This window comes from Nakamurella lactea DSM 19367 (assembly GCF_000426645.1).
In the GTDB taxonomy this organism is placed as follows: Bacteria; Actinomycetota; Actinomycetes; order Mycobacteriales; family Nakamurellaceae; genus Nakamurella; species Nakamurella lactea.
Map to the genome: position 1 here is coordinate 455091 of NZ_AUFT01000005.1, position 22961 is coordinate 478051.

The following is a 22961-nucleotide window of genomic DNA, read 5'->3' on the forward strand; positions in this document are numbered from 1 at the left end:
CCCGGCGATTGCCCCAGGTCACGGCCCCCGGAGAGCCTCGGCGAGGATCAACTTCCGCCGAAATGTGACGCGTGTGACAGAACGAGGCACGTGGATCCGCGCGGGCGCTGGTGATCCTCGCCCGGGCCGGGGGCTCCTCGCCCGGGCCGGGGAGCCTCGACCGGGCCGGCGGATACAAGTTCGGCGCCGGTCGGCGAGCGACCGGGGATGACAGACTGCTCCGGTGACGAGCGCCGGCCCCGAGGTGAAGCAGCCACCGGCTGCGCCGCTCGACGCCGACGAGCTGAGCCAGCTGAGCCGGCTGCGCCGGTGGGGAACCGCCGGCGCCCTGCTGATGATGATCGGCTCCACCTCTTCCTACGGAGCGGCGAGTCCGATCCCGAACCCGGTCGACGGGATGCGCATCCTCGGGCTGATGTCCCGGCTGAGCACCGCCGCGTTGGCCCTGTCGTACTCGGGGATGGGCCTGCTGGTGCTGTGCTGGTTCCTGATCGGCCGGCTGGCCGCGCCGGGCAGGTCGCGGCGGCTGTCCCGCTCGCAGCTGTCGCACACGCTGGCGATGTGGACCGTGCCGCTGCTGGTCACCCCGCCGATCTTCTCCCGGGACGTCTACTCCTACCTGGCGGTGGGATCGATGGCCGTCCAGGGACACAATCCTTACGACAGCGGGCCGTACGACGTGCTGGGCGACAGCGACGTGTTCAGCCACCAGGTCGATGCCCGCTGGCAGCACACCCCCACGCCCTACGGGCCGGCATTCCTGTTGATCGCCAGGGGCATCGTGGCAGTCACCGGTCAGCACCTGATCGGCGCGATCCTGCTGCAGCGACTGGTCGAGCTGGTCGGCGTCGCGTTGATCATCTGGGCGTTGCCGCGGCTGGCCCGCCGCTGCGGCATCGACCCGGTGACCGCCCTGTGGCTGGGCGCGCTCAACCCGCTGGTGCTGTTCCACCTGGTCGCCGGCGGCCACAACGAGGCCCTGATGCTCGGTGCCATGCTGGCCGGGCTGGTGGTGGCGCTGGAACGGTCGTGGGTCGCGGGCGTGGTGATCATCACCCTGGCCGTGGCGATCAAGGCGACCGCGGCGATGGCGCTGCCGTTCCTGGTGATCATCCTGGCCCTGCGCCGGTCGCCCGGCTGGCGGGACCTGCTGCGGCAGGCGGCGCTGGCCGCCGCGGTGGCGCTCGGCACCTTCGCGGTGGTCAGCTGGATCGCCGGCTACGGCTACGGCTGGATCGGCGGACTGGGCGCCCCGGGGTCGGTGCGCTCGTTCCTGTCGATCAGCACCTCGATGGGCGTCGGCGCCGGCTTCATCGGCCAGCTGCTGGGGCTCGGCGACCACAGTTCCGCCGCCATCTCGGTGATGCAGCCGGTGGGCACCGCAGCCGGTGTGCTGTTGGCCTTCTTCATCATGTGGCAGTGCTGGCGTGGCCGGCTGGAGCCGATCGTCGGTCTGGGGCTGGCGCTGGGCGGTTTCGTGCTGCTCGGGCCGGTGATCCAACCGTGGTACCTGCTCTGGGCAACCCTGCCGCTGGCCGCAGCCACCGCCGACCGACGGTTCCGGCTGACCGCGGTCTTCTTCACCGCCGGCTACTCACTGATCATCATGCCCAACGGCAGCACGATTCCGCCGTTCACCATTCTGCAGGCCGTTGCGGTCGCCGCCGTGGTGGCCGGCATCGCATTGTTCCTGTTGTGGCGCACCGGGCTTCCGACCTCGCACCCGATGGACCCGACGACCTCCGGGTCAGGTGTGACCGCCGACATGCCCTACCCTCGGATGACGTGACACCCACCGCCGCGACTCCCGACGCGGCAACTGCGATCGACGTGTCCGGGTTGACCCGGCGGTACGGCGCGATCACCGCGGTCGACGGGCTGTCCTTCACCGTCCCCCGCGGCCAGGTGGTCACCGTGCTCGGGCCGAACGGCGCCGGCAAGACCACCACGCTGGAAACCCTGGAAGGCTTTGCCGCACCCGATGCCGGCAGCGTCCGGGTGCTCGGTCTGGACCCCTGGCGCCAGTCCGGTGCGTTGCGGCCGAAGATCGGCGTGATGCTGCAGGCCGGCGGCGCACACCTGTCGGCCAGGGCCGGCGAGGCACTGAGCCTGGTCGCCCGCTGCTCGGCAAACCCGCTGGACACAGGGTGGCTGCTGGAGGTCCTCGGGCTGGGCGAGGTGGTCGGCGTGCCGGTCCGCCGGCTCTCCGGCGGGCAGGTGCAGCGACTCAGCCTGGCGATGGCGCTGGTCGGGCGGCCGGAGCTGCTGATCCTGGATGAGCCGACCGCGGGGATGGATCCGCAGGTCAGGCACCTGGTCTGGGACCTCATCAGGGCCGCCCGCCGGGACGGCATGACGGTGCTGCTCACCACCCATCTGCTGGACGAGGCCGAGCTGCTGTCCGACCGGATCCTGATCATCGACCACGGCCGGCTGCTGGCCGACGGCTCCCCCGCCGAGCTGGTAGCCGGATCCGCGCCGGAGCTCACCTTCGCCGCGCGCCCCGGGCTCGACCTGATCGAGCTTGCCGGGCTGCTCCCGGCGGACGTCACCACCGCGGAACCGAGCCCGGGTCACTACCGGCTGACGGGCCAGGGCATCTCCCCGGACGTCCTGGCCACCGTCACCGCGTTCTGCGCCCGCAACGGGGTGATGCCCCAGCGGATGCACACCGGCGCGCGGTCGCTGGACGAGGTCTACCTGCAACTCACCGGAAGCCAGGTGCGGTCATGACGCAGCCCGCACCGACCTTCCCGGACGGGATCTTCCGGCCCGACCCGCGGCCCGCCTCCGCGGCCCGGATGGTGCTGGCCGCCGCGAGCACCGAACTGCGGATCCAACTGCGCAACGGCGAGCAGCTGCTGCTGGCCGTCGTCATCCCGTTGGGGGTGCTGCTCGGCCTCACCCTGACCACGGTGATCGATCTCGACGAGCCGCGGATCGATACGGTCACCCCTGGGGTGCTGACGCTGGCAGTGCTGTCCAGCGCGTTCACCGCGCAGGCCATCGCTACCGGCTTCGACCGACGCTACGGCGTGCTCAAACGCCTTGCCGCCACTGGGATGTCGCGCTCGCTGTTGATCGCCGGCAAGTGCGGCTCGGTACTCGCGGTGGCCTGCGGCCAGGTGCTGCTGATCGGTGTGGTGGCGGCGATCCTTGGCTGGCACCCGGCCGGCAGTTGGCCGTTCGCCATCCCGCTGCTGCTACTCGGGGTGATCGCCATGGTCGGCCTCGCGCTGCTGATCGGCGGCACCCTGCGGGCCGAGGCGGTGCTCGCCCTGGCGAACCTGATCTGGCTGGTGCTGGTCGGCATCGGCGGGGTGATCGTGCCGCTCAGCTCGGCGCCCGGCTGGCTGCGCACCGTCGGCGGGCTGACGCCGGTCGGCGCGCTGTCCGACGGTCTGCACGCGGCGCTGAATTCCGATGTCGTTCCCTCCGCCCGGGTCTGGCTGGTCCTGATTGTCTGGACGCTGGCCGCCTGGGCGGCGACCGTACGGTGGTTCAAGTGGCAGTAACGGCAGCAGGTAATGGCACAGACGAAGGCGGCAGGCCCCCGATGACGACGACGCCGGCGAAGAACCCAGCGCCGACCACCGCCCCCGCCCCCGGGCCGGCTCTCGGCCGGGTGGGCGCCGTGCTGCGCTCGGACCGGCTGCTGCGGATCTTCGCCTGGGCCGCGGTGATCACCAACGGCATCATCGCCGTCACCGGCGCCACCGTCCGGGTCACCGGTTCCGGGCTGGGCTGTTCGACCTGGCCGGAATGCCAGCCGGGAACGCTGGTACCGGAATACCGGCAGGGCCTGGCGGCGATCCACCAGGCGATCGAGTTCACCAATCGGACCTTCACCGGGGCGGTGGCGGTGGCCTCGATCGGCACCTTCGTCCTGCTGTGGCTGCGCCGGCCGCGTCGTCGGACGCTGCTCTGGCTGGCCTCGGTCGGCGGGTTCGGCGTCTTGTTCCAGGCGATCTGGGGCGGCGTCGTGGTCCGCCAGGAACTGGCCTGGTGGACCGTGGCCCCGCACCTGCTGGTGTCGCTGGTGCTGGTGTTCTTCGCGCTGGTCACCGTGGTCCGGATCGACGAGCCGGACGTTCCGGCCCGCCGGTTGGTCCCCCGGCCGTTGCAGGCCCTCGCCTACGCGACGTTGGGTGTGCTCACTGCGCTGTGCATCGCCGGCACGCTGGTGACGGCCGCGGGTCCGCATGCCGGCGACGTTGACACCCCGCGGCTCGGGCTGCCGGTGTTGTCGCTGGCCCAGGCGCACGCCGACCTGATGTTCCTGTATCTGGGCCTGTTGGTGGCATTGACCGTCGGGTTCCTTGCTGTGAAAGCACCCCGCAAGCTGCTGAACCGGGGCTGGCTACTGATCGGAGTGACGGCGGCGCAGGGGCTGCTCGGACTGGTCCAGTACGCCACCGGCGTGCCCGAGGCGCTGGTGGTCGCGCACGTGTTCGGCGCGGTGCTGGTGGTGCTGGCCGGCACCTGGATGGTGCTCGGCACCCGCGAGCGCAGCACTGCTGAGGATTCAGTTCAATTGCGGCCAGCGCCCATTCCGGGCGGCGACCGCCCGGAAAAGCCCGGCCGGCCGCAGTTCAGCTGAGTCCGACGGTCGCCCAGCAGGTCAGCGGCCGCCCGGCTTCGCCCGGTTGATGGTCACCCCGATGGCCGGCGCGCCGTCCTCGGCGGTCCCGTCGGTGCCCGGGTCGATACCGCCGGCCGCGATCTTGTCGAGCACGGCCAGTCCGGCGCCGGTCACATACCCGAACACCGTGTAGTCCGGCCGCAGCCGCGAATCGCCATAGACCAGGAAGAATTGGCTGCCGTTGGTGTCAGGACCTGCGTTCGCCATCGCCAGCAGTCCCCGGTGATAGTTGCGACGGTCGGGGAAGCCGGGCCAGGGTGCCAGCGCCTGGGCGGCGCCGAGCTCGTCACCGAAGCCGTAACCCGGGTCGCCCCAGCCGGTCCCGAGCGGGTCGCCGCACTGAAGGACGGACAGCGCTGCCGGCGGCGTGTGGTAGGCCGTCAGCCGGTGGCAGATCGTGTTGTCGAAGTAGCGCTGATGCGTCAGAAACAGGAACGACTGAACCGTGCACGGCGCCAGGCCCGGCTGAAGGACCAGCGGGATGTCGCCTTGGTTCGTCTTGAGTACGACCTTCCGGGTGCCGTTGGCCGGGGTATGAGCCGGATCGTTCGGCAGGCCGACCCAGGTGGAATAGGTCTGGTCGGCGAGCGGCGCATAGCCGCACGGACCCGTTGTCGGTGAATCGTCGGACGTACCCGCCACCGCGGGGTGAGCCACCCCAATGGTGGCTGCGACGGCGATCGCACCGATCAGCGCTCGAACGACACGTTGCAACGACATGGGAGTTCCTTCCGTCACCGGCGGTCCGGACAGCGTCTCGAACGGTAGACGGTGACGACAGGTCGCGCAGGTCGAGGCAACCGGCCGGGTCAGCGCCCGGTGCCGGCCATCTTGCGCCGGTCGGCCGGGCTGACGGCAACGCGGGCGGCGGTGTCCCGGTCCCACTGCGCCAGGTCGATGCCGGCCCGCCGGCAGACCTCGCGGGCGGCCTCGACCGACTCCACCACCGCGTCGCCGAAGGTGCCGTCGCCGGCGATCGCCACGATTCGGGCCCGCCGCTGCCCCAGGTAGTGCACCACCGCGACCGCTTCTCCGTGATCGACCTCGAAGCCGCGCAGCCAGGCCACCGCGTTGATCGCCGGGTCGGACAGCTGCACCGTGCCGTCCGGATCGGTGGCGTCCGGTGACTCGCTCACCATGGCCAGCCCAGGGTGGTCAGGCCGACTGCCGAGTCGATGGCCCAGACCACCGAGATGATCGTGAGATACAGGTTCGACAGGTGGAACAGCGTCATCGGCTTGGCCCGCTCCCCGCGCAGCACCCGCAGGTGCAGCGCGTGCGCACAGGCCAGGAACACCAAGCCGGCGGGCACCGCGACGGCCGCGTAGATCCACGAGGACGCCGGGATCAGCAGCAGCGAGCAGACCACCATCGCCCAGCTGTAGAGGACGATCTGCCTGACCACGACCCGCTCCGGCGCGACCACCGGCAGCATCGGCACGCCGGCAGCGGCGTAGTCGTCGCGGTAGCGCATGGCCAGCGCCCAGGTGTGCGGCGGCGTCCAGAAGAAGATGACGCCGAAGAACACCCAGGCGGGCCAGCCGATGTCGCCGGTGACGGCCGACCAGCCGATGATCACCGGCATGCAGCCGGCCAGGCCGCCCCAGACGATGTTCTGGCTGGTCCGGCGCTTGAGCCAGAGCGAGTAGACGAAGACGTAGAACAGGATCGCCACCGCGGCCAGCGCGCCCGCCTGCCAGGTGGTGAAGGCGGCAAGGAAGGCGCAGGCCAGCACCCCGAGGATGACGCCGAAGACCAACGCCGATCTGGTGCTCACCGTGTGCCTGGCCAGCGGGCGGACCCGGGTCCGGCGCATCTTGGCGTCGATGTCGGCATCCACCACGCAGTTCAGCGCGTTCGCGCTGCCGGCCGCCAAGGTGCCGCCGACCAGGGTGGCCAGCACCAACCAGAGGTCGGGCACCTGTCGCTGGGCAGCGAACAACGCCGGGACGGTGGTGATCAGCAGCAGTTCGATGATCCGCGGCTTGCACAGCGCGACATAGGTGCCGATCCTGGCTCGCAGGCCGGCCGGAACCGCGAGGGCGGTGCCCGGGTCGCCGGTCGTGTCGCGGCCGCGGGCGTCAACGGCGTCGGGAAGCGGAACATCGGCCCGCAGGTCGTTCTCGTCGGCCTCGGTGGCGGCGATCGACGGTGCCGTCCCAACCGGCGATGTCCGACGCGTGCCTTCGGCCTTCACGCTGCGCGTTCTCCCTCGACGTTCGATCCGGTGCCCTGGTGCCACGGACACTGCCCATCGTAGGGGTCGGCAACACCGCAGACACGTCAGCCCCGGAGGGCGAGCCGTAGCACGGCCGGCCGGCCACGGGGGCCGGAGCCGCCGGGCGCGGCCCGACCTGGGCGGTACTACGCTCGCAGGTGCAGCGCCCAGCTTCACCGGCGACGCCGCAGACGCGGCGACCGCCGTTCGATCTCGAGTCCGGCCGGTGCGTCTTCAACCGGCTGACGTTCGCCGAAGGAAGGTCGCAACCGTGGCCCAGAGCCCCGCTCAGCAGGACGCAGAGTCCCTCAAGGAACTGACCGCCCAGCATGTCCCCCCGGACTGGACCGAGCTGGACACCACCGCGGTGAACACGGCCAGGCTGCTCGCCGCCGATGCCGTGCAGAAGGTCGGGAACGGACACCCCGGCACCGCCATGTCGCTGGCGCCGTTGGCCTACACACTGTTCCAGCGGGTGATGCGACACGACCCCAACGACACCGAGTGGGTGGGCCGGGACCGGTTCGTGCTGTCGTGCGGGCATTCCAGTCTGACGCTGTACATCCAGCTCTACCTCGGTGGCTTCGGGCTGCAACTCGACGACCTGAAAGCGTTGCGCACCTGGGGATCTCTGACACCGGGTCACCCCGAACACCACCACACCCGCGGTGTCGAGATCACCACCGGACCGCTCGGCCAGGGGCTGGCATCCGCGGTCGGGATGGCGATGGCGGCGCGCCGCGAACGTGGCCTGTTCGACCCGGACACCGCGCCGGGCCAGAGCCCGTTCGACCACCACATCTACGTGATCACCTCCGACGGCGACATGGAGGAGGGCGTCACCAGCGAGGCCAGCTCGATCGCCGGCCGGCAGCAGCTGGGCAATCTCATCGTGTTCTACGACGACAACGAGATCTCCATCGAGGACGACACCAACATCGCCCTGTCGGAGGATGTCGTAGCCCGCTATGACGCCTACGGCTGGCATACCCAGCGGGTCGCCGGTGGGGAGAACGTCACCGGGATCTTGGAGGCGATCGAGGCCGCCAAGGCCGTCACCGACAAGCCGTCGTTCATCGCGATCCGAACGATCATCGGCTACCCGGCCCCGACCAAGATGAACAGCGGCAAGGCGCACGGCGCCGCCCTCGGCGACGAGGAGGTCGCCGCGACCAAGAGGATCCTCGGCTTCGATCCCGACCAGACCTTCGAGGTCGCCGACGACGTCCTGGCGCACACCCGCGAGTTGGTAAAGCGCGGCGAGCAGGCGCACCGGCAGTGGCAACCATCGTTCGACGCCTGGGCACAGCAGAACCCGGAGAACAAGGACCTTTTCGACCGGCTGACGGCGCGACGGCTGCCGGAGGGCTGGGCCGACACCCTGCCCAGCTACCCGGTCGACGCCAAGGGCGTGGCCACCCGCAAGGCCTCCGGTGAGGTGCTGACCGCGCTGGCCGGGGTGCTGCCCGAGCTGTGGGGTGGCTCGGCGGACCTGGCCGAATCCAACAACACCACGATGGAGGGGGCCGACTCATTCGGCCCGATCGCCGCGACCACCAAGGCCTGGCAGGCCGAGCCCTACGGCCGGACGCTGCACTTCGGCATCCGCGAGCACGCCATGGGCGCGATCCTCACCGGGATCGCGCTGCACGGCCCGACCCGGCCGTACGGCGGCACGTTCCTGACCTTCTCCGACTACATGCGCGGGGCGGTCCGACTGGCCGCCGTGATGCAGGCGCCGGTGATCTACGTCTGGACGCACGACTCGATCGGGCTGGGCGAGGACGGACCCACCCACCAGCCGGTGGAACATCTGGCCGCGCTGCGGGCGATCCCCGGTCTGTCGATGGTCCGCCCCGCCGATGCGAACGAGACCGCCTTCGCCTGGAAGGCGACCCTGGAACGGCAGGACGACTGGTTCTCCGGGCCGGTCGGTCTCGCCCTCACCCGGCAGAACGTGCCGACCCTGGACGGAACCGATGCCACCGGCGTGGCCCGCGGCGGCTATGTGCTGGCCGAGGCCGACGGCGATCTGCAGGTGATCCTGATGGGATCCGGTTCCGAGGTACAGCTGGCAGTAGCGGCACGAAAGATCCTGCAGGACAAGGGCATCGGCACCCGCGTGTTGTCGATGCCGTGCCTTGACTGGTTCGAGCGCCAACCGGCCGACTATGTCGAATCCGTGCTCCCCTCGTCAGTTGCCGCCAGGGTCTCGGTGGAGGCCGGGGTCGCGCAGCCGTGGTACCGGTGGATCGGATCGGCCGGCCGGCCGGTGTCTCTGGAGCACTACGGCGCTTCTGCCGATTTCGCCACCCTTTACGAGAAGTTCGGCATCACCGCCGACGCGGTGGTCGCGGCCGCAGAGGAATCGCTGGCAGTGATCGACAAGAGCTCGGCTGCCGGCGTCCCGCTCACCCCGCCGGCCAAGAACCGTGCCGACGAGACCCGTCTCGACAACCCGGGCGCCGCAGACCTCCGCGGCGACCAGCCCGAAGGAAAGTGACTGCAATGACCGAGGATTCGAACACCAACGACGGCCCCGACCGCCTCGCCGAGTTGAGCGCCGCCGGCGTATCGCTGTGGCTGGACGATCTGTCCCGCGACCGGATCAACTCCGGCAACCTGGCCGAACTCGTTGCTACCAAACACATTGTCGGTGTCACGACGAACCCGACGATCTTCGCCGGTGCGTTGTCCAAGGGCGATGCCTACTCGGCGCAGGTCGCCGAGCTGGCCGGCCGCGGCGCCTCCCTGGCCGACGTGATCACCGCGTTGACCACCGACGACGTGCGCAATGCCGCGGACATCCTGCGGCCCGTGTTCGACGCCACCGATGGTGTCGACGGCCGGGTGTCCATCGAAGTCGAGCCCGGGCTGGCCCGCGACACCGATGGCACCATCGCGCAGGCCCAGGAACTGGCGAAGATCGTCGATCGGCCGAACCTGCTGGTCAAGATCCCGGCCACTCCGGAGGGCCTGCCGGCGATCACCGCGGTGCTGGCCGATGGCATCAGCGTGAACGTCACCCTGATCTTCTCGCTGGAGCGCTACGAAGGCGTGATCGACGCTTTCATCGCCGGTGTGGCCAAGGCGAAGGAGAACGGGCACAACGTCTCCGAGCTCGTCTCGGTGGCTTCGTTCTTCGTCTCCCGGGTCGACTCCGAGGTCGACAAACGGATCGACGAGAACGGCAGCCCGGAGGCACAGGCACTGCGCGGGCAGGCCGCGATCGCCAACGCCCGCCTTGCCTTCCAGTTGTACGAGCAGAAGTTCTCGACCGACGAGTGGAAGGCGCTGGCCGCAGCCGGAGCGAGGCCGCAGCGTCCGCTCTGGGCCTCGACCGGCGTCAAGGATCCGGCGTACGAGGACACCCGATACGTTGTCGAACTGGTCACCGACGGGGTGGTGAACACGGCGCCGGAGAAGACCATCGACGCGGTCGCCGACCACGGGGACATTCGCGGCGACACCATCCAGGGCACCTACGCCCAGTCATCGGCGGTGTTCTCCGGACTGGAGGCGGTCGGCATCGATCTGCCGGACGTCTTCGAGGTGCTGGAGCGCGAAGGCGTGGACAAATTCGACAAGTCGTGGAAGGAACTGCAGGACACCGTCGGCGCCGAACTGGAGAAAGCCGGAGGGAACGCGCAGTGAACGCGGCCCTGACCGTCACCACGGTGGTTCCGGATCGCGAGGCGCTGGATGCTGCCGTGCGGAGCCTGGTACAGGCGCAGGTGGCGTCCAAGATCACCGCGCAGGACCCGACCCTGTGGGGCCCGGAGGCAGAGCACGAGGCGGCGATCCGGTTGTCCTGGGCCACTTTGGCCGAGACGTCGCGACCCTTGGTCGCCGAGATCGAGCAGTTGCGCGACGAACTCGCGGCCGAGGGTCTGACGCACGTCGTGTTGGCCGGCATGGGCGGCTCGTCGCTGGCACCCGAGGTGATCTGCGCGACCCGCGGCAAGCCGCTGGTGGCATTGGACACCACCGATCCGGGCCAGGTGCGGGCGGCGATCGCCCACGATCTGGCGCACACCGTTCTGGTGGTCTCCAGCAAGTCCGGCGGCACCGTGGAGACCGACTCGCACCGGCGTGCCTACGCGGCCGCGTTCACCGACGCCGGGCTCGACCCCAAACAGCACATCGTGGTGGTCACCGACCCGGGTTCCCCGTTCACCGAACTGGCAGCGAAAGCGGGTTACCGCAAGGTGTTCCTGGCCGACCCGAACGTCGGCGGCCGGTATTCGGCGCTCACCGCGTTCGGGCTGGTGCCGGCCGGACTGGCCGGCGTCGACATCGCTGAGCTGCTCGATGAGGCGGCCGCGGCGGCGCCCGCATTGTCCGCCGACGAGCCCGACAACCCGGCGCTGGTGATCGGCGCGCTGCTCGGACTGGCGCAGCGGGCCGGCGCCGAGAAGGTGGTGCTGGCCGACACCGATTCCGGCATCGTCGGTTTCGGTGACTGGGCCGAACAGCTGATCGCCGAGTCGACCGGCAAGCAGGGCACCGGCATCCTGCCGGTGGTGGTCGAGGACACCAACTCCGCCGGCTTCGCCGACGCCGGCGCCGACGCCGTGCTGGCGAGCATCGGCGAGCCCGCCGGCGACGTTCCGTTGTCGGGGTTCGCCTTCTCGGTGGCGGGCTCGCTCGGCGCCCAGATGCTCGGTTGGGAATACGCGATTGCGGTGGCCGGCCGGGAGCTTGGCATCAATCCGTTCGACCAGCCCGATGTCGAATCGGCGAAGCAGGCGACCCGGGAGCTGCTGAACGCCCCGTCCGAGCAGAGCGGCGACGACTCCCCCGAGGCGGCCGCCGCGCACGGCGCGCCGACCTTCGACGGCGTCACCGCCTACGGTCCGCCGGACCTGGTCGAGGGGGCGACCGATCTACGGGACCTGTTGCAGCGCTTCCTGTCCACCGCCCCGGAAGCCGGCTACGTTGCCATTCAGGCCTACCTCGACCGGACGGCAGACGACGCGGCACGATTGCGCCCGCTGGTGGCGCAGAAGTCCGGGCTGCAGACCACGTTCGGCTGGGGACCACGTTTCCTTCACTCCACCGGGCAGTACCACAAGGGCGGGCACCCGAACGGGATCTTCCTGCAGATCCTCGGCGCCAACGCCGAAGATCTGCCGATCCCCGACCAACCGTTCAGCTTCGGCTCGCTGCAGCAGGCGCAGGCCCGCGGTGACGGCTCGGTGCTGGCCGAGCACGGCCGGCCGGTACTCGGTCTGTACCTCTGGGACCGCGCGGCCGGCCTGGACGCGATCGCCGCGGCTGTGCAGGGCTGAGGATGGTCCAGACGTCGACGACGTGGGTCAACCCGCTCCGGGACCCACGCGACAAGCGGCTCCCGCTGATCGCCGGTCCGTGCTCGGTGGTGATCTTCGGGGTGACCGGCGACCTGTCCCGCAAGAAGCTGATGCCGGCCATCTACGACCTGGCCAACCGCGGCCTGTTGCCACCCGGGTTCTCGCTGGTCGGGTTCGCCCGCCGGGACTGGAACAGTCACGATTTCGGCCAGGTCGTGCACGACGCGGTGAAGCAGTACGCCCGAACCCCCTTCCGCGAGGAGGTCTGGCAGCACCTGGCCGAGGGCATCCGGTTCGTCCAGGGCGAGTTCGACGACGACGCCGCGTTCGACACGCTGGCGGTGACCCTGGGCGAGCTGGACCTGACCAGGGGCACCGGCGGCAATCACGCGTTCTACCTGTCGATCCCGCCGGGTGCATTCCCCACCGTCCTGCGGCAGTTGCACCGGTCCGGGCTGTGCGCCGATACCGGCGAGGCCTGGCGGCGGGTAGTGATCGAGAAGCCGTTCGGGCACGACCTGGAGTCGGCGCTGGAACTCAACAGCCTGGTCGGCGAGGTGTTCCCACCGTCGTCCGTCTTCCGGATCGACCACTACCTCGGCAAGGAGACGGTGCAGAACCTGCTGGCAATGCGGTTCGCCAACCAGCTGTTCGAGCCGATCTGGAACTCCAACTACGTCGACCACGTACAGATCACTCAGGCCGAGGACATCGGCGTCGGTGGCCGGGCCGGCTACTACGACGGCATCGGCGCCGCCAGAGACGTGATCCAGAACCATCTGCTGCAGCTGCTGGCGTTGACGGCAATGGAGGAGCCGGTCTCCTTCGATCCGAAGGATCTGCGCACCGAGAAGGCCAAGGTGCTCTCCGCGGTGCGCACCCCGACCGATGCCGCCGCTGTCGGTCGGGACACCGCCCGCGGCCAGTACGCGGCCGGCTGGCAGGGCGGGGTGAAGGTTCCCGGATACCTGGAGGAGGACGGCATCTCGCCCTCGTCCACCACCGAGACATACGCCGCGGTCAAGTTGATGATCGATACCCGCCGGTGGGCCGGGGTGCCGTTCTATCTGCGCACCGGCAAGCGGCTGGGCAAGCGCGTCACCGAGATCGCCGTGGTGTTCAAGCGCGCGCCGCACCTACCGTTCGCGCACACCGACACCGAGGAACTCGGGTCGAATGCGCTGGTGATCCGGGTACAGCCGGACGAGGGCATCACCATCCGGTTCGGCTCGAAGGTGCCGGGGCCGTCGATGGAGGTGCGCGACGTGAACATGGACTTCTCCTACGGACAATCGTTCACCGAGGCCTCCCCCGAGGCCTACGAGCGGCTGATCCTCGACGTGCTGCTCGGCGAGCCATCGCTGTTCCCGCAGGACGAGGAAGTCGAGTTGTCCTGGAAGATCCTGGATCCGATCGAAAAGGTATGGGGCAGCATGAAAACGCAGCCGGAACCGTATCTGTCCGGTACCTGGGGGCCGCCGTCGGCGGACGTGATGATGGCCCGCGACGGACGCACCTGGCGGCGGCCGTGAGCGCGTATCTGGTGCAGAGCGGGGAGACACCGTGATCATCGACCTGCCGTCGACCACGTCGGCCACGATCAACAAGACCATGGTGACGCTCCGGGAAAAGGGCGGCACCGTCACCCTCGGCCGGGTCCTCACCCTGGTCATCGTCACCGACGAGTCCGACTCCGAGGCACCCATCGCGGCCGCCAACGCGGCCTCCTTCGAGCACCCCTGCCGGGTGATAGTGGTGGCCGGCGGCACCCGCCGCGGGACGGCCAGAATGGACGCCCAGATCAGGGTCGGCGGCGACGCCGGCGCCAGCGAGGTGATCGTACTGCGATTGTTCGGCGCGATGACCGACCAGGGCGCATCGGTGGTGATCCCGCTGCTGCTGGCGGATGCACCGGTGGTCGCATGGTGGCCGGGAGTGGCGCCGGAGAACCCGGCGGACGATCCGATCGGCGCGCTGGCCCAACGCCGGATCACCGATGCCGCCTCGTCCAGGCGACCGTTGGCGGCAATCACCCAGCGTCGGGAGGTCTATCGGCCCGGTGACACCGACATCGCCTGGACCAGGTTGACCAACTGGCGGGGCGTACTGGCTGCCGCGCTGGACGAGCCGCCGCACGAGAAGGTGAACTCCGCGGTGGTGGCCGGCGCTTCCGACTCGGCCTCGGCCGATCTGATGGCCGGCTGGCTCGCGTTACGTCTCGGCTGCCCGGTCCAGCGTACGGTGAAAGGCAGGGCCGGCAGCGGGATGTACTCGGTGGTCCTGAACCGGCGTTCGGGCGAGATCCGGTTGGAGCGGCCGGATCAGCGCACGGCGAATCTGATGATGGAGAACGGGCCGGAGCGTTCGCTGGCGCTGCTGCGTCGCTCGCTGCGGGACTGTCTGGCCGAGGAACTGCGCCGGTTGGACGCCGACGACGTCTATGCCGAGGTGCTGACCAAGGGGCTGCCGTCGGTCGCGGCCGGCGCAGCCAAGTCCGGCATCGCAAAGTCAGGCACCGCAAAGTCCGGCACCGCCAAGTCCAGCACGGCGAAGAAGTCCGCACCGCCGGCGAAGCGGGCCACCCCGAATCGGAAGAGGGTAACGAAATGAGCCGCGCCGCAACGGGTGAGGAAGGGACCGGGCCGGAGATCGTCGTGCACCCGTCCGCCGATCTGCTCGCCGAGGCGGTCGCGGCCAGGCTGATCACCACGCTCCTCGACCTGCAGGCGGCCGGCCGGGTGCCCAGCGTCGCGCTCACCGGCGGCACCATCGGTATCGCCTCACTGACCGCCCTCGCCGCCTCTCCCGCCCGCGCCGCTGTCGACTGGTCGCGGGTGGAGATCTACTGGGGTGACGAACGATTCGTCCCGCACGACGATCCCGACCGGAACTCCGGTCAGGCCCGGAAGGCATTGCTCGATCAGTTGCCGCTGGATCCGGCGAGGGTGCATGAGATGGCTGCCTCGGACGGTGAGTTCGGCGACGATCCCGACGCCGCGGCCGCCGCCTACGCCGCGGTGATCCCCGACGCGTTCGACCTGGTGATCCTCGGCATGGGCCCGGAAGGACACGTGGCGTCGGTGTTCCCGGACTCCCCCGCGGTGCGCAGCACCGAATCGGTGGTCGCGGTGCGGGACTGTCCCAAACCGCCCCCGACCCGCATCTCGCTGACCCTGCCGACGATCAGGACGGCGACCGAGGTGTGGTTCATCTCCGCCGGAGCGGAGAAGGCTCCCGCGGTGGCCAGAGCGATCGGTGGCGCACCCGAGAGCGACCTGCCCGCGGCCGGCGCGGTCGGCCGGAAGGCGACCCGTTGGCTGCTCGACCCGGAGGCGGCCGCCCAGATCGAGGACGGCGGTTTCTGAGAGCAACAACACCGGGTTCGCTGTCGAAGCGCGGCAGCGGACCTGACATGCTGAAGTCAGCAGTGCCCCAGCGGCGGGAGCGCCCCGCCGGTGCCAGCGAGGAGGATGACCTGAGATGTCCAACGCTCCGGTGAAGGTGACCGTGACCGGTGCCGCCGGCCAGATCGGCTACGCCCTGCTGTTCCGCATCGCGTCCGGCGCCATGCTCGGGCCGGACACCAAGGTCGAGCTGAACCTGCTGGAGATCACCCCGGCACTGACCGCCGCCGAGGGCACCGCGATGGAGCTGGCCGACTGCGCCTTCCCGCTGCTGTCCGGCATCAACATCACCGATGACGCGACCGCCGCGTTCAACGGTGCGAACGTGGCCCTGCTGGTCGGCGCCCGCCCGCGCGGCCCCGGGATGGAGCGGGCCGACCTGTTGGAGGCCAACGGCGGCATCTTCAAGCCGCAGGGCCAGGCGCTGAATGCCGGCGCCGCCGACGACATCAAGGTGCTGGTGGTCGGCAACCCGGCCAACACCAACGCGCTGATCGCCCGCTCGCACGCCCCGGACATTCCCGCCGGCCGGTTCACCGCGATGACCAGGCTCGACCACAACCGGGCTCTCGCGCAGGCCTCCGAGAAGCTCGGGATCGGCGTCGCCGACATCACCAACCTGACCATCTGGGGCAACCACTCGGCCAGCCAGTACCCGGACCTGTTCCACGCCAAGGCCAACGGGAAGTCGATCGCCGAGCAGGTGGAGTCCGACTGGCTGGAGAACACCTTCATCCCCACCGTGGCCAAGCGCGGGGCGGCCATCATCGAGGCCCGCGGTGCGTCGTCGGCGGCATCCGCGGCCAGCGCCGCGGTGGACCACATCCACACCTGGGTACACGGCACGCCGGCGGGAGACTGGACCAGCGTCGCCCTCGAGTCCGACGGCTCCTACGGCGTCCCCGAAGGGCTGATCTCGTCGTTCCCATGCACCAGCGACGGCAGCAACTGGTCGATCGTCCAGGGCCTGGACATCGACGAGTTCTCCCGCGGCCGGATCGACGCCTCGGTCGCCGAGCTCGGCGAGGAGCGGGACGCCGTCAAGGGTCTGGGCCTGATCTGAGCCCGGCATCGCACACGGGGCCCCAGCCGAGGAAGGTAGGGGCCCCGAAGCCGGTGTCCGCCAAGGGCATCGTCTTGCGCCGGTACGCCGACGGTGGGTTCCGGGTGCTGCTCGCCCGCAATCCACGCGGCGAGTGGGAGCTGCCCGGCGGCCGTCCCGAAGCGGGTGAGTCCGAGCGCACCGCCGTCGCCCGGGAAGTGACGGAGGAGACCGGGCAACTGGTCTGGGTTGACCAGCTGGTCGACCGGTTCGATCTCGTCATCCCCGACATCATCGACACCTCGGGCGCACCAGCCGTGGTGGAGATCGCCGCCTACGCCTGCCATCTCGCTGCCCGGCGACCGTTGCGACTCTCGGCGGAGCACGGGCAGCTGGCCTGGCTCCCGGTGGTGGCGTTGCCTGATTCCGTGCCGGCCGGATATGTCGCGGTCATCGTCAGCCACGCCACCGCGGTGTCCTGAGGACGCGGCCATCAACCCGCCCGGCGGGCGGGATGCGACGTCTTCGGCCGATCCAGGAAGATTGTCGAATCCCCGATCCGGTGCGCGTCTGGTGTAGTGAGAGCATCGCAACCGCGACGCCCACTGTCGCTCGACAAGGAGATCGCCATGCCGCAGTACCTGCTGTTGATCCACGAATCCGAACAGGCCTATCAAGGCGCCGGCGAGGACTCTTTCAACGAGATCATGGCCATGCACAACGACTTCGGTGAGGCCGTGAAGGCGGCCGGCGCGAAGGTGGTGAGCGGCGAAGCGCTGCAGCCCAGCTCCACCGCAACCTACCTGCGCGGCACCAGGACCGCGGACGTGCAGCCGGTGGACAATCCGGCGCCGGAACTCAAGGAGGTGCTCGGCGGCTACTACCTGATCGAAGCGGCCGACGACGCCCAGGCCGACCAGCTCGGCCGGTTGTGCCCAGCGCCTTACGGCTACATCGAGGTCCGCCCGATCTGGGACTTCAGCCAGGCCCAGTGATCTGGTCGGACCTATGAGCCCTCGCGATCCGACGACGGGTATCCCGCCCACCGTCGACGACGTGAACCGCGCGGCGGCCATTGCCCGGCGGGAGCATTCCGCCCGGGTGATGGCCGTCATGCTGCGGTCCTTCCGTGATCCGGACCTGGCCGAGGAGGCGACCGCTGATGCCTTCGAGGCTGCCCTGCAGTCATGGCCGACATCCGGGATCCCGGCCGCGCCGCAGGCGTGGCTGATCACCGCGGCGCGGCGCAAGGCGCTCGATCGGCTCCGGCACGATCAGGTCGGCCGCCGGATGGCCCTGCGGCTGTCCGGCGACCGGCCGCCGGAGACCGCCCCGGGCGCCGACACCGGGGTCGAACGCGGACCGCTGGCCGACGACGAGCTACGGCTGGTGGTGCTGTGCTGCGATCCGCGACTTCCGACCACGGATCAGACCGCATTGACCCTGAAGTGGGCGTGCGGCGTATCGACCAAGGCGATCGCCGCCGCGCACCTGGTGCCGGTGCCCACGATGGCAGCCAGGTTGACCCGGGCTCGGCTGAAGATCGCGGCCGCCGGACCCGACCTCGACCTGCCCGACGAAGTGATCGACCGGCGGTTGCCGGTCGCCTGCCGGGTGATCCAGCTGGCCTACACACTCGGCCACACCGCCGTCGCCGGTGACGAACTGCGCGACGAGGATCTGATCGGCCGGTCGGTGCACCTGGCGCGAGCGCTGCAGTCCCAACGGCCGCGGGACCCGGAGATCACCGGACTGCTGGCGCTCATCCTGTTGTCCGAGGCCAGAAACCCTGCCCGGCAGGCCGACGGCAGGCAGATCCTGCTCGCCGACGCCGACCGCCGCCGGTGGAACGCCACGTTGGTCCAGGAAGGACTGGAGCTGACCCGCCGGGTGATGGCCGAGCAAGGCGGGCCGACCGGGTCGCGCGGGCCGATGGTGCTGCAGGCGGCGATCGCCGCCGAGCACTGCCGTGCGAAGCGGTTCGCCGACACCGATTGGGATCGGATCATCGCGTTGTACGGCGACCTGCTGACGGTGCTGCCGAGTCCGACGCTGGCCCTCGGCCGGTGCGTCGCCTGGTCCTACCGGTACGGACCCGAACCGGGCCTGACGGATCTGCAGGAGGTGATGGCCGACGGCCGCCTCGATCGATACCCGTACGCGCACGCCGCCCAGGCCGAGATGCTGCAGCGAACAGCCCAGGCCGACGCAGCGGTCGATGCCTGGCGGCGCGCCGCCGAGTGCGCCAGGTCCGGATCCGAGCGGTCGTTCTTCCTGGCCCGCGCCGCAGCCGTCGACCGGCGCTGACCGCAACCTCGACCTTCCGGCCCTCGTCACGGCTAGATCTCGACGTTTTCCCCCGGATGCGCCGCGCGGCATCGGCCTTCGGTCGTCACACGGATTCGGCGGACAGCGACAGCCGGACCTTCAGCCGGCGGCCGGCCATCCCCTTGGCTGCGGTGACTCCGAACGCGTACCGGTCGATCTCGGCGTTCGCGGTGGCGAGGATCCGGTCGTCGGTGATGTCCAGGTCGTGAACCGTCAGCCGGACGGGCTGGGTCTCGGTCCGGACGGTGAGCCGGCCGGACACCGCGGCAGCCGCCTCGGTGTGGCTGATACCCGTTGCGCTGAAGGTGATGTCCGGGAACCGTTCGGCATCCAGGAAGCGTGCCGATATGACGGTGACGTCCCGACCGGAGTTGCCGGTGTCGAAGCTATTGACGGCGATGACGGCCGCCACCGCGACCGTGCCGTCTTCGTCGAGAGTGATCTCCCCCGATCGGATCGCAAAGCTGCCGCGCACTCCGCCGAGCCCGAACAGATGCCGGGTGCTGAACCGGACCTGTGAGCGGACCGGGTCGATCTGGTAGCGGCGAACCCGTTGCGCGGTGCCGGTTTCGGGACTGGGGCGAGCGGTGTTCTGGGTCATGTGGACCACCCTGCCGCGGCATCGGCCGGTGCACAGCAGCCGACGGTCTCGACCGTCACCGACTTTGGTCGGTAGCGTTCCCGGTCCACCCGCGGGACAACCCCGCTACGTGCTCGTCAGAGCTCGTGTCTGATTGAGCTCTTCCTCGCACTCCGCTGCGGCCGGAACTCGCTGCGCTCGTCCCAACCTCCGCTCCGCACTTCGTCAGAGCTCGTCGGGCACGGCGCTGCTGGAGGGCTCGGCGCCGGTCAGCGAGGCGATGACGTCGTCCAGCTCGTCCGGCTGCACCAGCACGTCCCGGGCCTTGGAACCCTGCGACGGCCCGACGATGCCGCGGGTCTCCATCAGGTCCATCAGCCGGCCGGCCTTGGCAAAGCCGACCCGCAGCTTGCGCTGCAGCATCGAGGTCGAGCCCAGCTGCGACTCGATCACCTGCTGCACAGCGAGAATCAGCAGATCCAGGTCGTCGCCGATGTCCGGATCGACGTCACCCTTACCGGGCTCCGCCTTGGCGACGGTCACATCCTGCCGATACTCCGGCTCCGCCTGGGTCTTGGTGAACTCGACGACCTCGGCGATCTCCTCGTCCGAGACGTAGGCACCCTGGATCCGCACCGGCTTGCCGGCACCCATCGGCAGGTAGAGGCCGTCGCCCATGCCGATCAGCTTCTCGGCGCCCGGCTGGTCCAGGATGACCCGGCTGTCGGTCAACGACGACGTCGAGAAGGCAAGCCTGGACGGCACGTTCGTCTTGATCAGACCGGTGACCACGTCCACCGACGGCCGCTGGGTGGCGAGCACCAGGTGGATGCCGGCGGCCCGCGCCTTCTGGGTGATCCGGACGATGGCGTCCTCGACGTCCCGCGGGGCCGTCATCATCAGGTCAGCCAGCTCGTCGATGATGCCAAGGATGTAGGGGTACGGCTTGTAGACCCGTTCGGACCCCGGCGGCGTGGTGATGCTCCCGTTGCGGACCTTCTTGTTGAAGTCGTCGATGTGCCGCACCCCGTGCGTCAGCATGTCCGAATACCGCTGCTCCATCTCCTCGACCAGCCAGGCCAGCGCGGCCGCGGCCTTCTTCGGCTGGGTGATGATCGGCGTCAGCAGATGCGGAATGCCTTCGTAGGGAGTGAGTTCGACCATCTTCGGGTCGATCAGCACCATCCGCACCTCGGCCGGCGTCGCCCGCTGCAGCAGCGATACCAGCATGGAGTTGACGAAGCTGGACTTGCCGGAGCCGGTGGCGCCGGCCACCAGCAGGTGGGGTGTCTTGGCCAGGTTAGCGGTGACGAAACCGCCCTCGACGTCCTTGCCAAGGCCGATCACCAGCGGGTGCTGATCCTTGCGCGCATCCGGTGCCGCCAGCACGTCGCCGAGCCGGACCATCTCCCGGTCGCTGTTGGGCACCTCGATACCGACCGCGGACTTGCCGGGGATCGGCGCCAGCAACCGGACGTTGTCGGTGGCCACCGCGTAGGCGATGTTCCTGGTCAGCGCGGTGATCTTCTCGACCTTGACGCCGGGGCCGAGCTCGACCTCGTACCTGGTGACGGTCGGGCCGCGGGTGAAGCCGGTGACCGCCGCGTCGACGTTGAACTGCTCGAGCACATTGTCGATCCGCTCGATCATCTCGTCGTTGGCGCTGGACCGCTGCTTCGGCGGGGCACCGAGTTTGAGAATCTGGCCCGGCGGCAGCTGGTAGGTACCGTCGACCGCGCGATCGAGGGTCAGCTGGGTTGGCTGCTGCACGGGCGGCAGCGTCTTGTCGGGCACAGCGGGCCGGTCCACCCGGCGGCGCGCGAGCTGCTCGGTCGGCGCCGTCGGTGCGGCCAGGTCGCCGGCGTTGCCCTCGTCGTCGGCGGCCGGTTTCGGTCGCCACCTCTTGCGGGGCAGCGCCTCGGTGGGTTGTTCGTCGACCGGCAGGTCGACCGCGGTCGCCTGCGCATCGGGATCGTCGTCCGGCTCGGCCACCCGGCGTCGGGAGGACCGGCGCAGCCGGACGCCCGACAGGTCGGCGTCCGGATCCAGCGCCACCGTGCCACCGTCCAGGTAGCCGTCATGATCGCCCTGGTCGTAGACGTCGTCGCCGTCGTTCGGACGGCCGGCGCCGAGCCATTCCCGCACCCGGCCGGGCAGCTCGACCAGCGGGATCCCGGAGATCACCAGTAGCCCGTAGATGCTCAGCAGCACGAGCACCAGGATCGCCGGGACCGTCGTCAGACCTGCATAGAGCGGATGCCCGAGCAGCCAGCCGAGGGTGCCGCCGGCCGATTTGCGGGCCGCGACCGAGTCGACGGCATCGGCGGCCTTCAGGTCGGCCTCGTGCGCGACCTGCAGGATTCCGGTCACGCCCAGCGTCAGCGCCGCCGAACCGACCAGCCGCGGCACCGTTCGCCGTTGCCGGTCGCCGGAGCGCATCAGCACGATCGCCGGGATCAACAGCAGCACCGGCAGCACCACGGCCACCGCGCCGACCCAGACCCGGGCGACGTCGTCGACCAGCTCGCCGACCGGTCCGGCCGCGTGGAACCAGCTGCCGATCGCGCAGACCAACGCGACCGCAATCAGGGCCAGCGCAACGCCGTCCCGGTGATGCGCGGAGTCCATGGTGCGGGCGGCACCCGCGCCGCGGCCGAGTGCCCGGACCAGGCCCCCGATGCCCTTGGCGATCAGCCGCCAGAACGCGGCGATCGCCCGACCGATGGCGCTCATGCTGCGACCGAAGGCACCCTGCTTCTTGGCAGCGCTTTTCTTGGCTGCCGGCCGTGATGTCGTCTTGGTCGCCCTGGTGGAACTGCTGCGCCGCTGCGGCGTGCTGGATCGCTTGGCCGACCCGCCGGCTGCGCTGCGGCCACGGGACGTCGCTGTTGTCTTCGCCGTGCTGCTGCGTCCACCGGAACGCCCGGCCTGCGCGCGGCCGCTCGGCGACCCCGAACGAGGACGTGCGGGCGTGGACGACTTACCTGGCATGGTTGTCACGCTAGTCGCTCGAGTCCCATGGTTACCAGCTGCCACACCGCCCAGCTGCTGGGCCGCACGTGCGGCGAACGGTCGTCAGGCCTGCGGCAGCCACGTCACCTCGATCCGCGAACCCGTCGGGCGGGGTGTAACGTCCACGCATTCATGAAGGTCAGCAGAAGGCGTCACTACGAACCCGGCGAGGACAGCAAGAGCGCTATCGGCCCTGGCTGGGTTTTGCCTGCAGCTGTCGTCAATGATGCGGTGCATATCTTTCCTGTGGGCGAAAGAACGTGGAACGCGGTGCACCGGCGAGGCAGCGTGGCCGACGAATTGCGGTCGTTCTCTACACTCGACGCCGCAACGAGCTGGGCAGCCAGCCTTGGCGGATCAGCGATCTTCGTTGATCGAAATGGAGATCGACAGTTCACTCGTTTCACCGAGTAGCCGGCGGCC

Annotated in this window: 20 protein-coding genes; 15 read left to right on the forward strand and 5 right to left on the reverse strand. The window is 69.8% G+C overall.

Going from position 1 to position 22961, the window contains the following annotated elements; all coding sequences use genetic code 11:
- The first annotated feature begins 223 nt into the window (after positions 1–223).
- The 4 genes from mptB to K340_RS27625 are packed head-to-tail and all read left to right on the forward strand — an operon-like array spanning position 224 to position 4600.
- On the forward strand, positions 224–1789 hold the full coding sequence (gene mptB, locus K340_RS27620) for a polyprenol phosphomannose-dependent alpha 1,6 mannosyltransferase MptB (RefSeq protein WP_051265119.1): 1566 nt from the start codon (positions 224–226) through the stop codon (positions 1787–1789).
- Entirely contained in the window at positions 1786–2733 is a 948-nt protein-coding gene (locus K340_RS0105280; protein ID WP_211229271.1) for an ABC transporter ATP-binding protein, read from the forward strand. The genes mptB and K340_RS0105280 overlap by 4 nt, the downstream gene beginning before the upstream one ends.
- Positions 2730–3515 carry an ABC transporter permease gene (locus K340_RS0105285; protein ID WP_029135961.1) on the forward strand — a complete coding sequence of 262 codons (786 nt, stop codon included), beginning with the start codon at positions 2730–2732 and terminating at the stop codon, positions 3513–3515. The genes K340_RS0105280 and K340_RS0105285 overlap by 4 nt, the downstream gene beginning before the upstream one ends.
- Positions 3516–3556: 41 nt before the next feature.
- Complete coding sequence (locus tag K340_RS27625; RefSeq protein WP_051265121.1) at positions 3557–4600, forward strand: COX15/CtaA family protein; 1044 nt, start codon at positions 3557–3559, stop codon at positions 4598–4600.
- A 21-nt stretch (positions 4601–4621) separates the two neighbouring features.
- Here K340_RS27625 and K340_RS0105295 read toward each other — a convergent pair whose 3' ends face one another.
- The 3 genes from K340_RS0105295 to K340_RS0105305 form a co-directional block, all read right to left on the reverse strand.
- Positions 4622–5362 carry a peptidylprolyl isomerase gene (locus K340_RS0105295; protein ID WP_037362689.1) on the reverse strand — a complete coding sequence of 247 codons (741 nt, stop codon included), beginning with the start codon at positions 5360–5362 and terminating at the stop codon, positions 4622–4624.
- An 89-nt stretch (positions 5363–5451) separates the two neighbouring features.
- Entirely contained in the window at positions 5452–5781 is a 330-nt protein-coding gene (locus tag K340_RS0105300; RefSeq protein ID WP_051265123.1) for a hypothetical protein, read from the reverse strand.
- Positions 5775–6665: a heme o synthase gene (locus K340_RS0105305; RefSeq protein WP_084614092.1), complete on the reverse strand. Its 891-nt coding sequence runs from the start codon at positions 6663–6665 to the stop codon at positions 5775–5777. Before K340_RS0105305 ends, K340_RS0105300 begins: the two co-directional genes overlap by 7 nt.
- Before the next feature lie 511 nt (positions 6666–7176).
- On the opposite strand from K340_RS0105305, the gene tkt reads away from it, so the two are divergent.
- From tkt to K340_RS27640, 10 genes are all read left to right on the forward strand, one after another.
- Complete coding sequence (gene tkt / locus K340_RS27630) at positions 7177–9363, forward strand: transketolase (protein WP_084614093.1); 2187 nt, start codon at positions 7177–7179, stop codon at positions 9361–9363.
- Positions 9364–9368: 5 nt separating this feature from the next.
- Entirely contained in the window at positions 9369–10514 is a 1146-nt protein-coding gene (tal, locus tag K340_RS0105315) for a transaldolase (RefSeq protein WP_029135965.1), read from the forward strand.
- On the forward strand, positions 10511–12151 hold the full coding sequence (locus tag K340_RS0105320; protein ID WP_161632056.1) for a glucose-6-phosphate isomerase: 1641 nt from the start codon (positions 10511–10513) through the stop codon (positions 12149–12151). Before tal ends, K340_RS0105320 begins: the two co-directional genes overlap by 4 nt.
- A 2-nt stretch (positions 12152–12153) precedes the next feature.
- Positions 12154–13704 carry a glucose-6-phosphate dehydrogenase gene (zwf, locus tag K340_RS0105325; protein ID WP_029135967.1) on the forward strand — a complete coding sequence of 517 codons (1551 nt, stop codon included), beginning with the start codon at positions 12154–12156 and terminating at the stop codon, positions 13702–13704.
- Positions 13705–13735: 31 nt separating this feature from the next.
- Entirely contained in the window at positions 13736–14782 is a 1047-nt protein-coding gene (locus tag K340_RS0105330) for a glucose-6-phosphate dehydrogenase assembly protein OpcA (protein ID WP_029135968.1), read from the forward strand.
- Positions 14779–15537 carry a 6-phosphogluconolactonase gene (gene pgl / locus K340_RS0105335; RefSeq protein WP_051265125.1) on the forward strand — a complete coding sequence of 253 codons (759 nt, stop codon included), beginning with the start codon at positions 14779–14781 and terminating at the stop codon, positions 15535–15537. The genes K340_RS0105330 and pgl overlap by 4 nt, the downstream gene beginning before the upstream one ends.
- A gap of 115 nt (positions 15538–15652) precedes the next feature.
- Positions 15653–16639: a malate dehydrogenase gene (locus tag K340_RS0105340; protein WP_029135970.1), complete on the forward strand. Its 987-nt coding sequence runs from the start codon at positions 15653–15655 to the stop codon at positions 16637–16639.
- A gap of 53 nt (positions 16640–16692) precedes the next feature.
- The gene (locus tag K340_RS27635) at positions 16693–17100 is read left to right on the forward strand and encodes an NUDIX domain-containing protein (RefSeq protein ID WP_051265127.1); all 408 of its coding nucleotides are present in this window, start codon (positions 16693–16695) and stop codon (positions 17098–17100) included.
- A 147-nt stretch (positions 17101–17247) separates the two neighbouring features.
- On the forward strand, positions 17248–17613 hold the full coding sequence (locus K340_RS0105350) for a YciI family protein (protein WP_029135971.1): 366 nt from the start codon (positions 17248–17250) through the stop codon (positions 17611–17613).
- A gap of 13 nt (positions 17614–17626) precedes the next feature.
- Positions 17627–18925: an RNA polymerase sigma factor gene (locus tag K340_RS27640; RefSeq protein WP_051265131.1), complete on the forward strand. Its 1299-nt coding sequence runs from the start codon at positions 17627–17629 to the stop codon at positions 18923–18925.
- 85 nt (positions 18926–19010) lie between these two features.
- Here the strand turns inward: K340_RS27640 and K340_RS27645 are convergent, their stop codons facing one another.
- Both K340_RS27645 and K340_RS0105365 read right to left on the reverse strand, forming a co-directional pair.
- Entirely contained in the window at positions 19011–19547 is a 537-nt protein-coding gene (locus K340_RS27645; protein ID WP_051265133.1) for a YceI family protein, read from the reverse strand.
- Positions 19548–19751: 204 nt separating this feature from the next.
- On the reverse strand, positions 19752–22259 hold the full coding sequence (locus K340_RS0105365) for a DNA translocase FtsK (protein WP_211229272.1): 2508 nt from the start codon (positions 22257–22259) through the stop codon (positions 19752–19754).
- Between the two features lie 411 nt (positions 22260–22670).
- On the opposite strand from K340_RS0105365, the gene K340_RS35705 reads away from it, so the two are divergent.
- Positions 22671–22952, forward strand: a complete 282-nt coding sequence (locus K340_RS35705; protein WP_154674085.1) for a hypothetical protein — start codon at positions 22671–22673, stop codon at positions 22950–22952.
- Positions 22953–22961 lie beyond the last annotated feature (9 nt).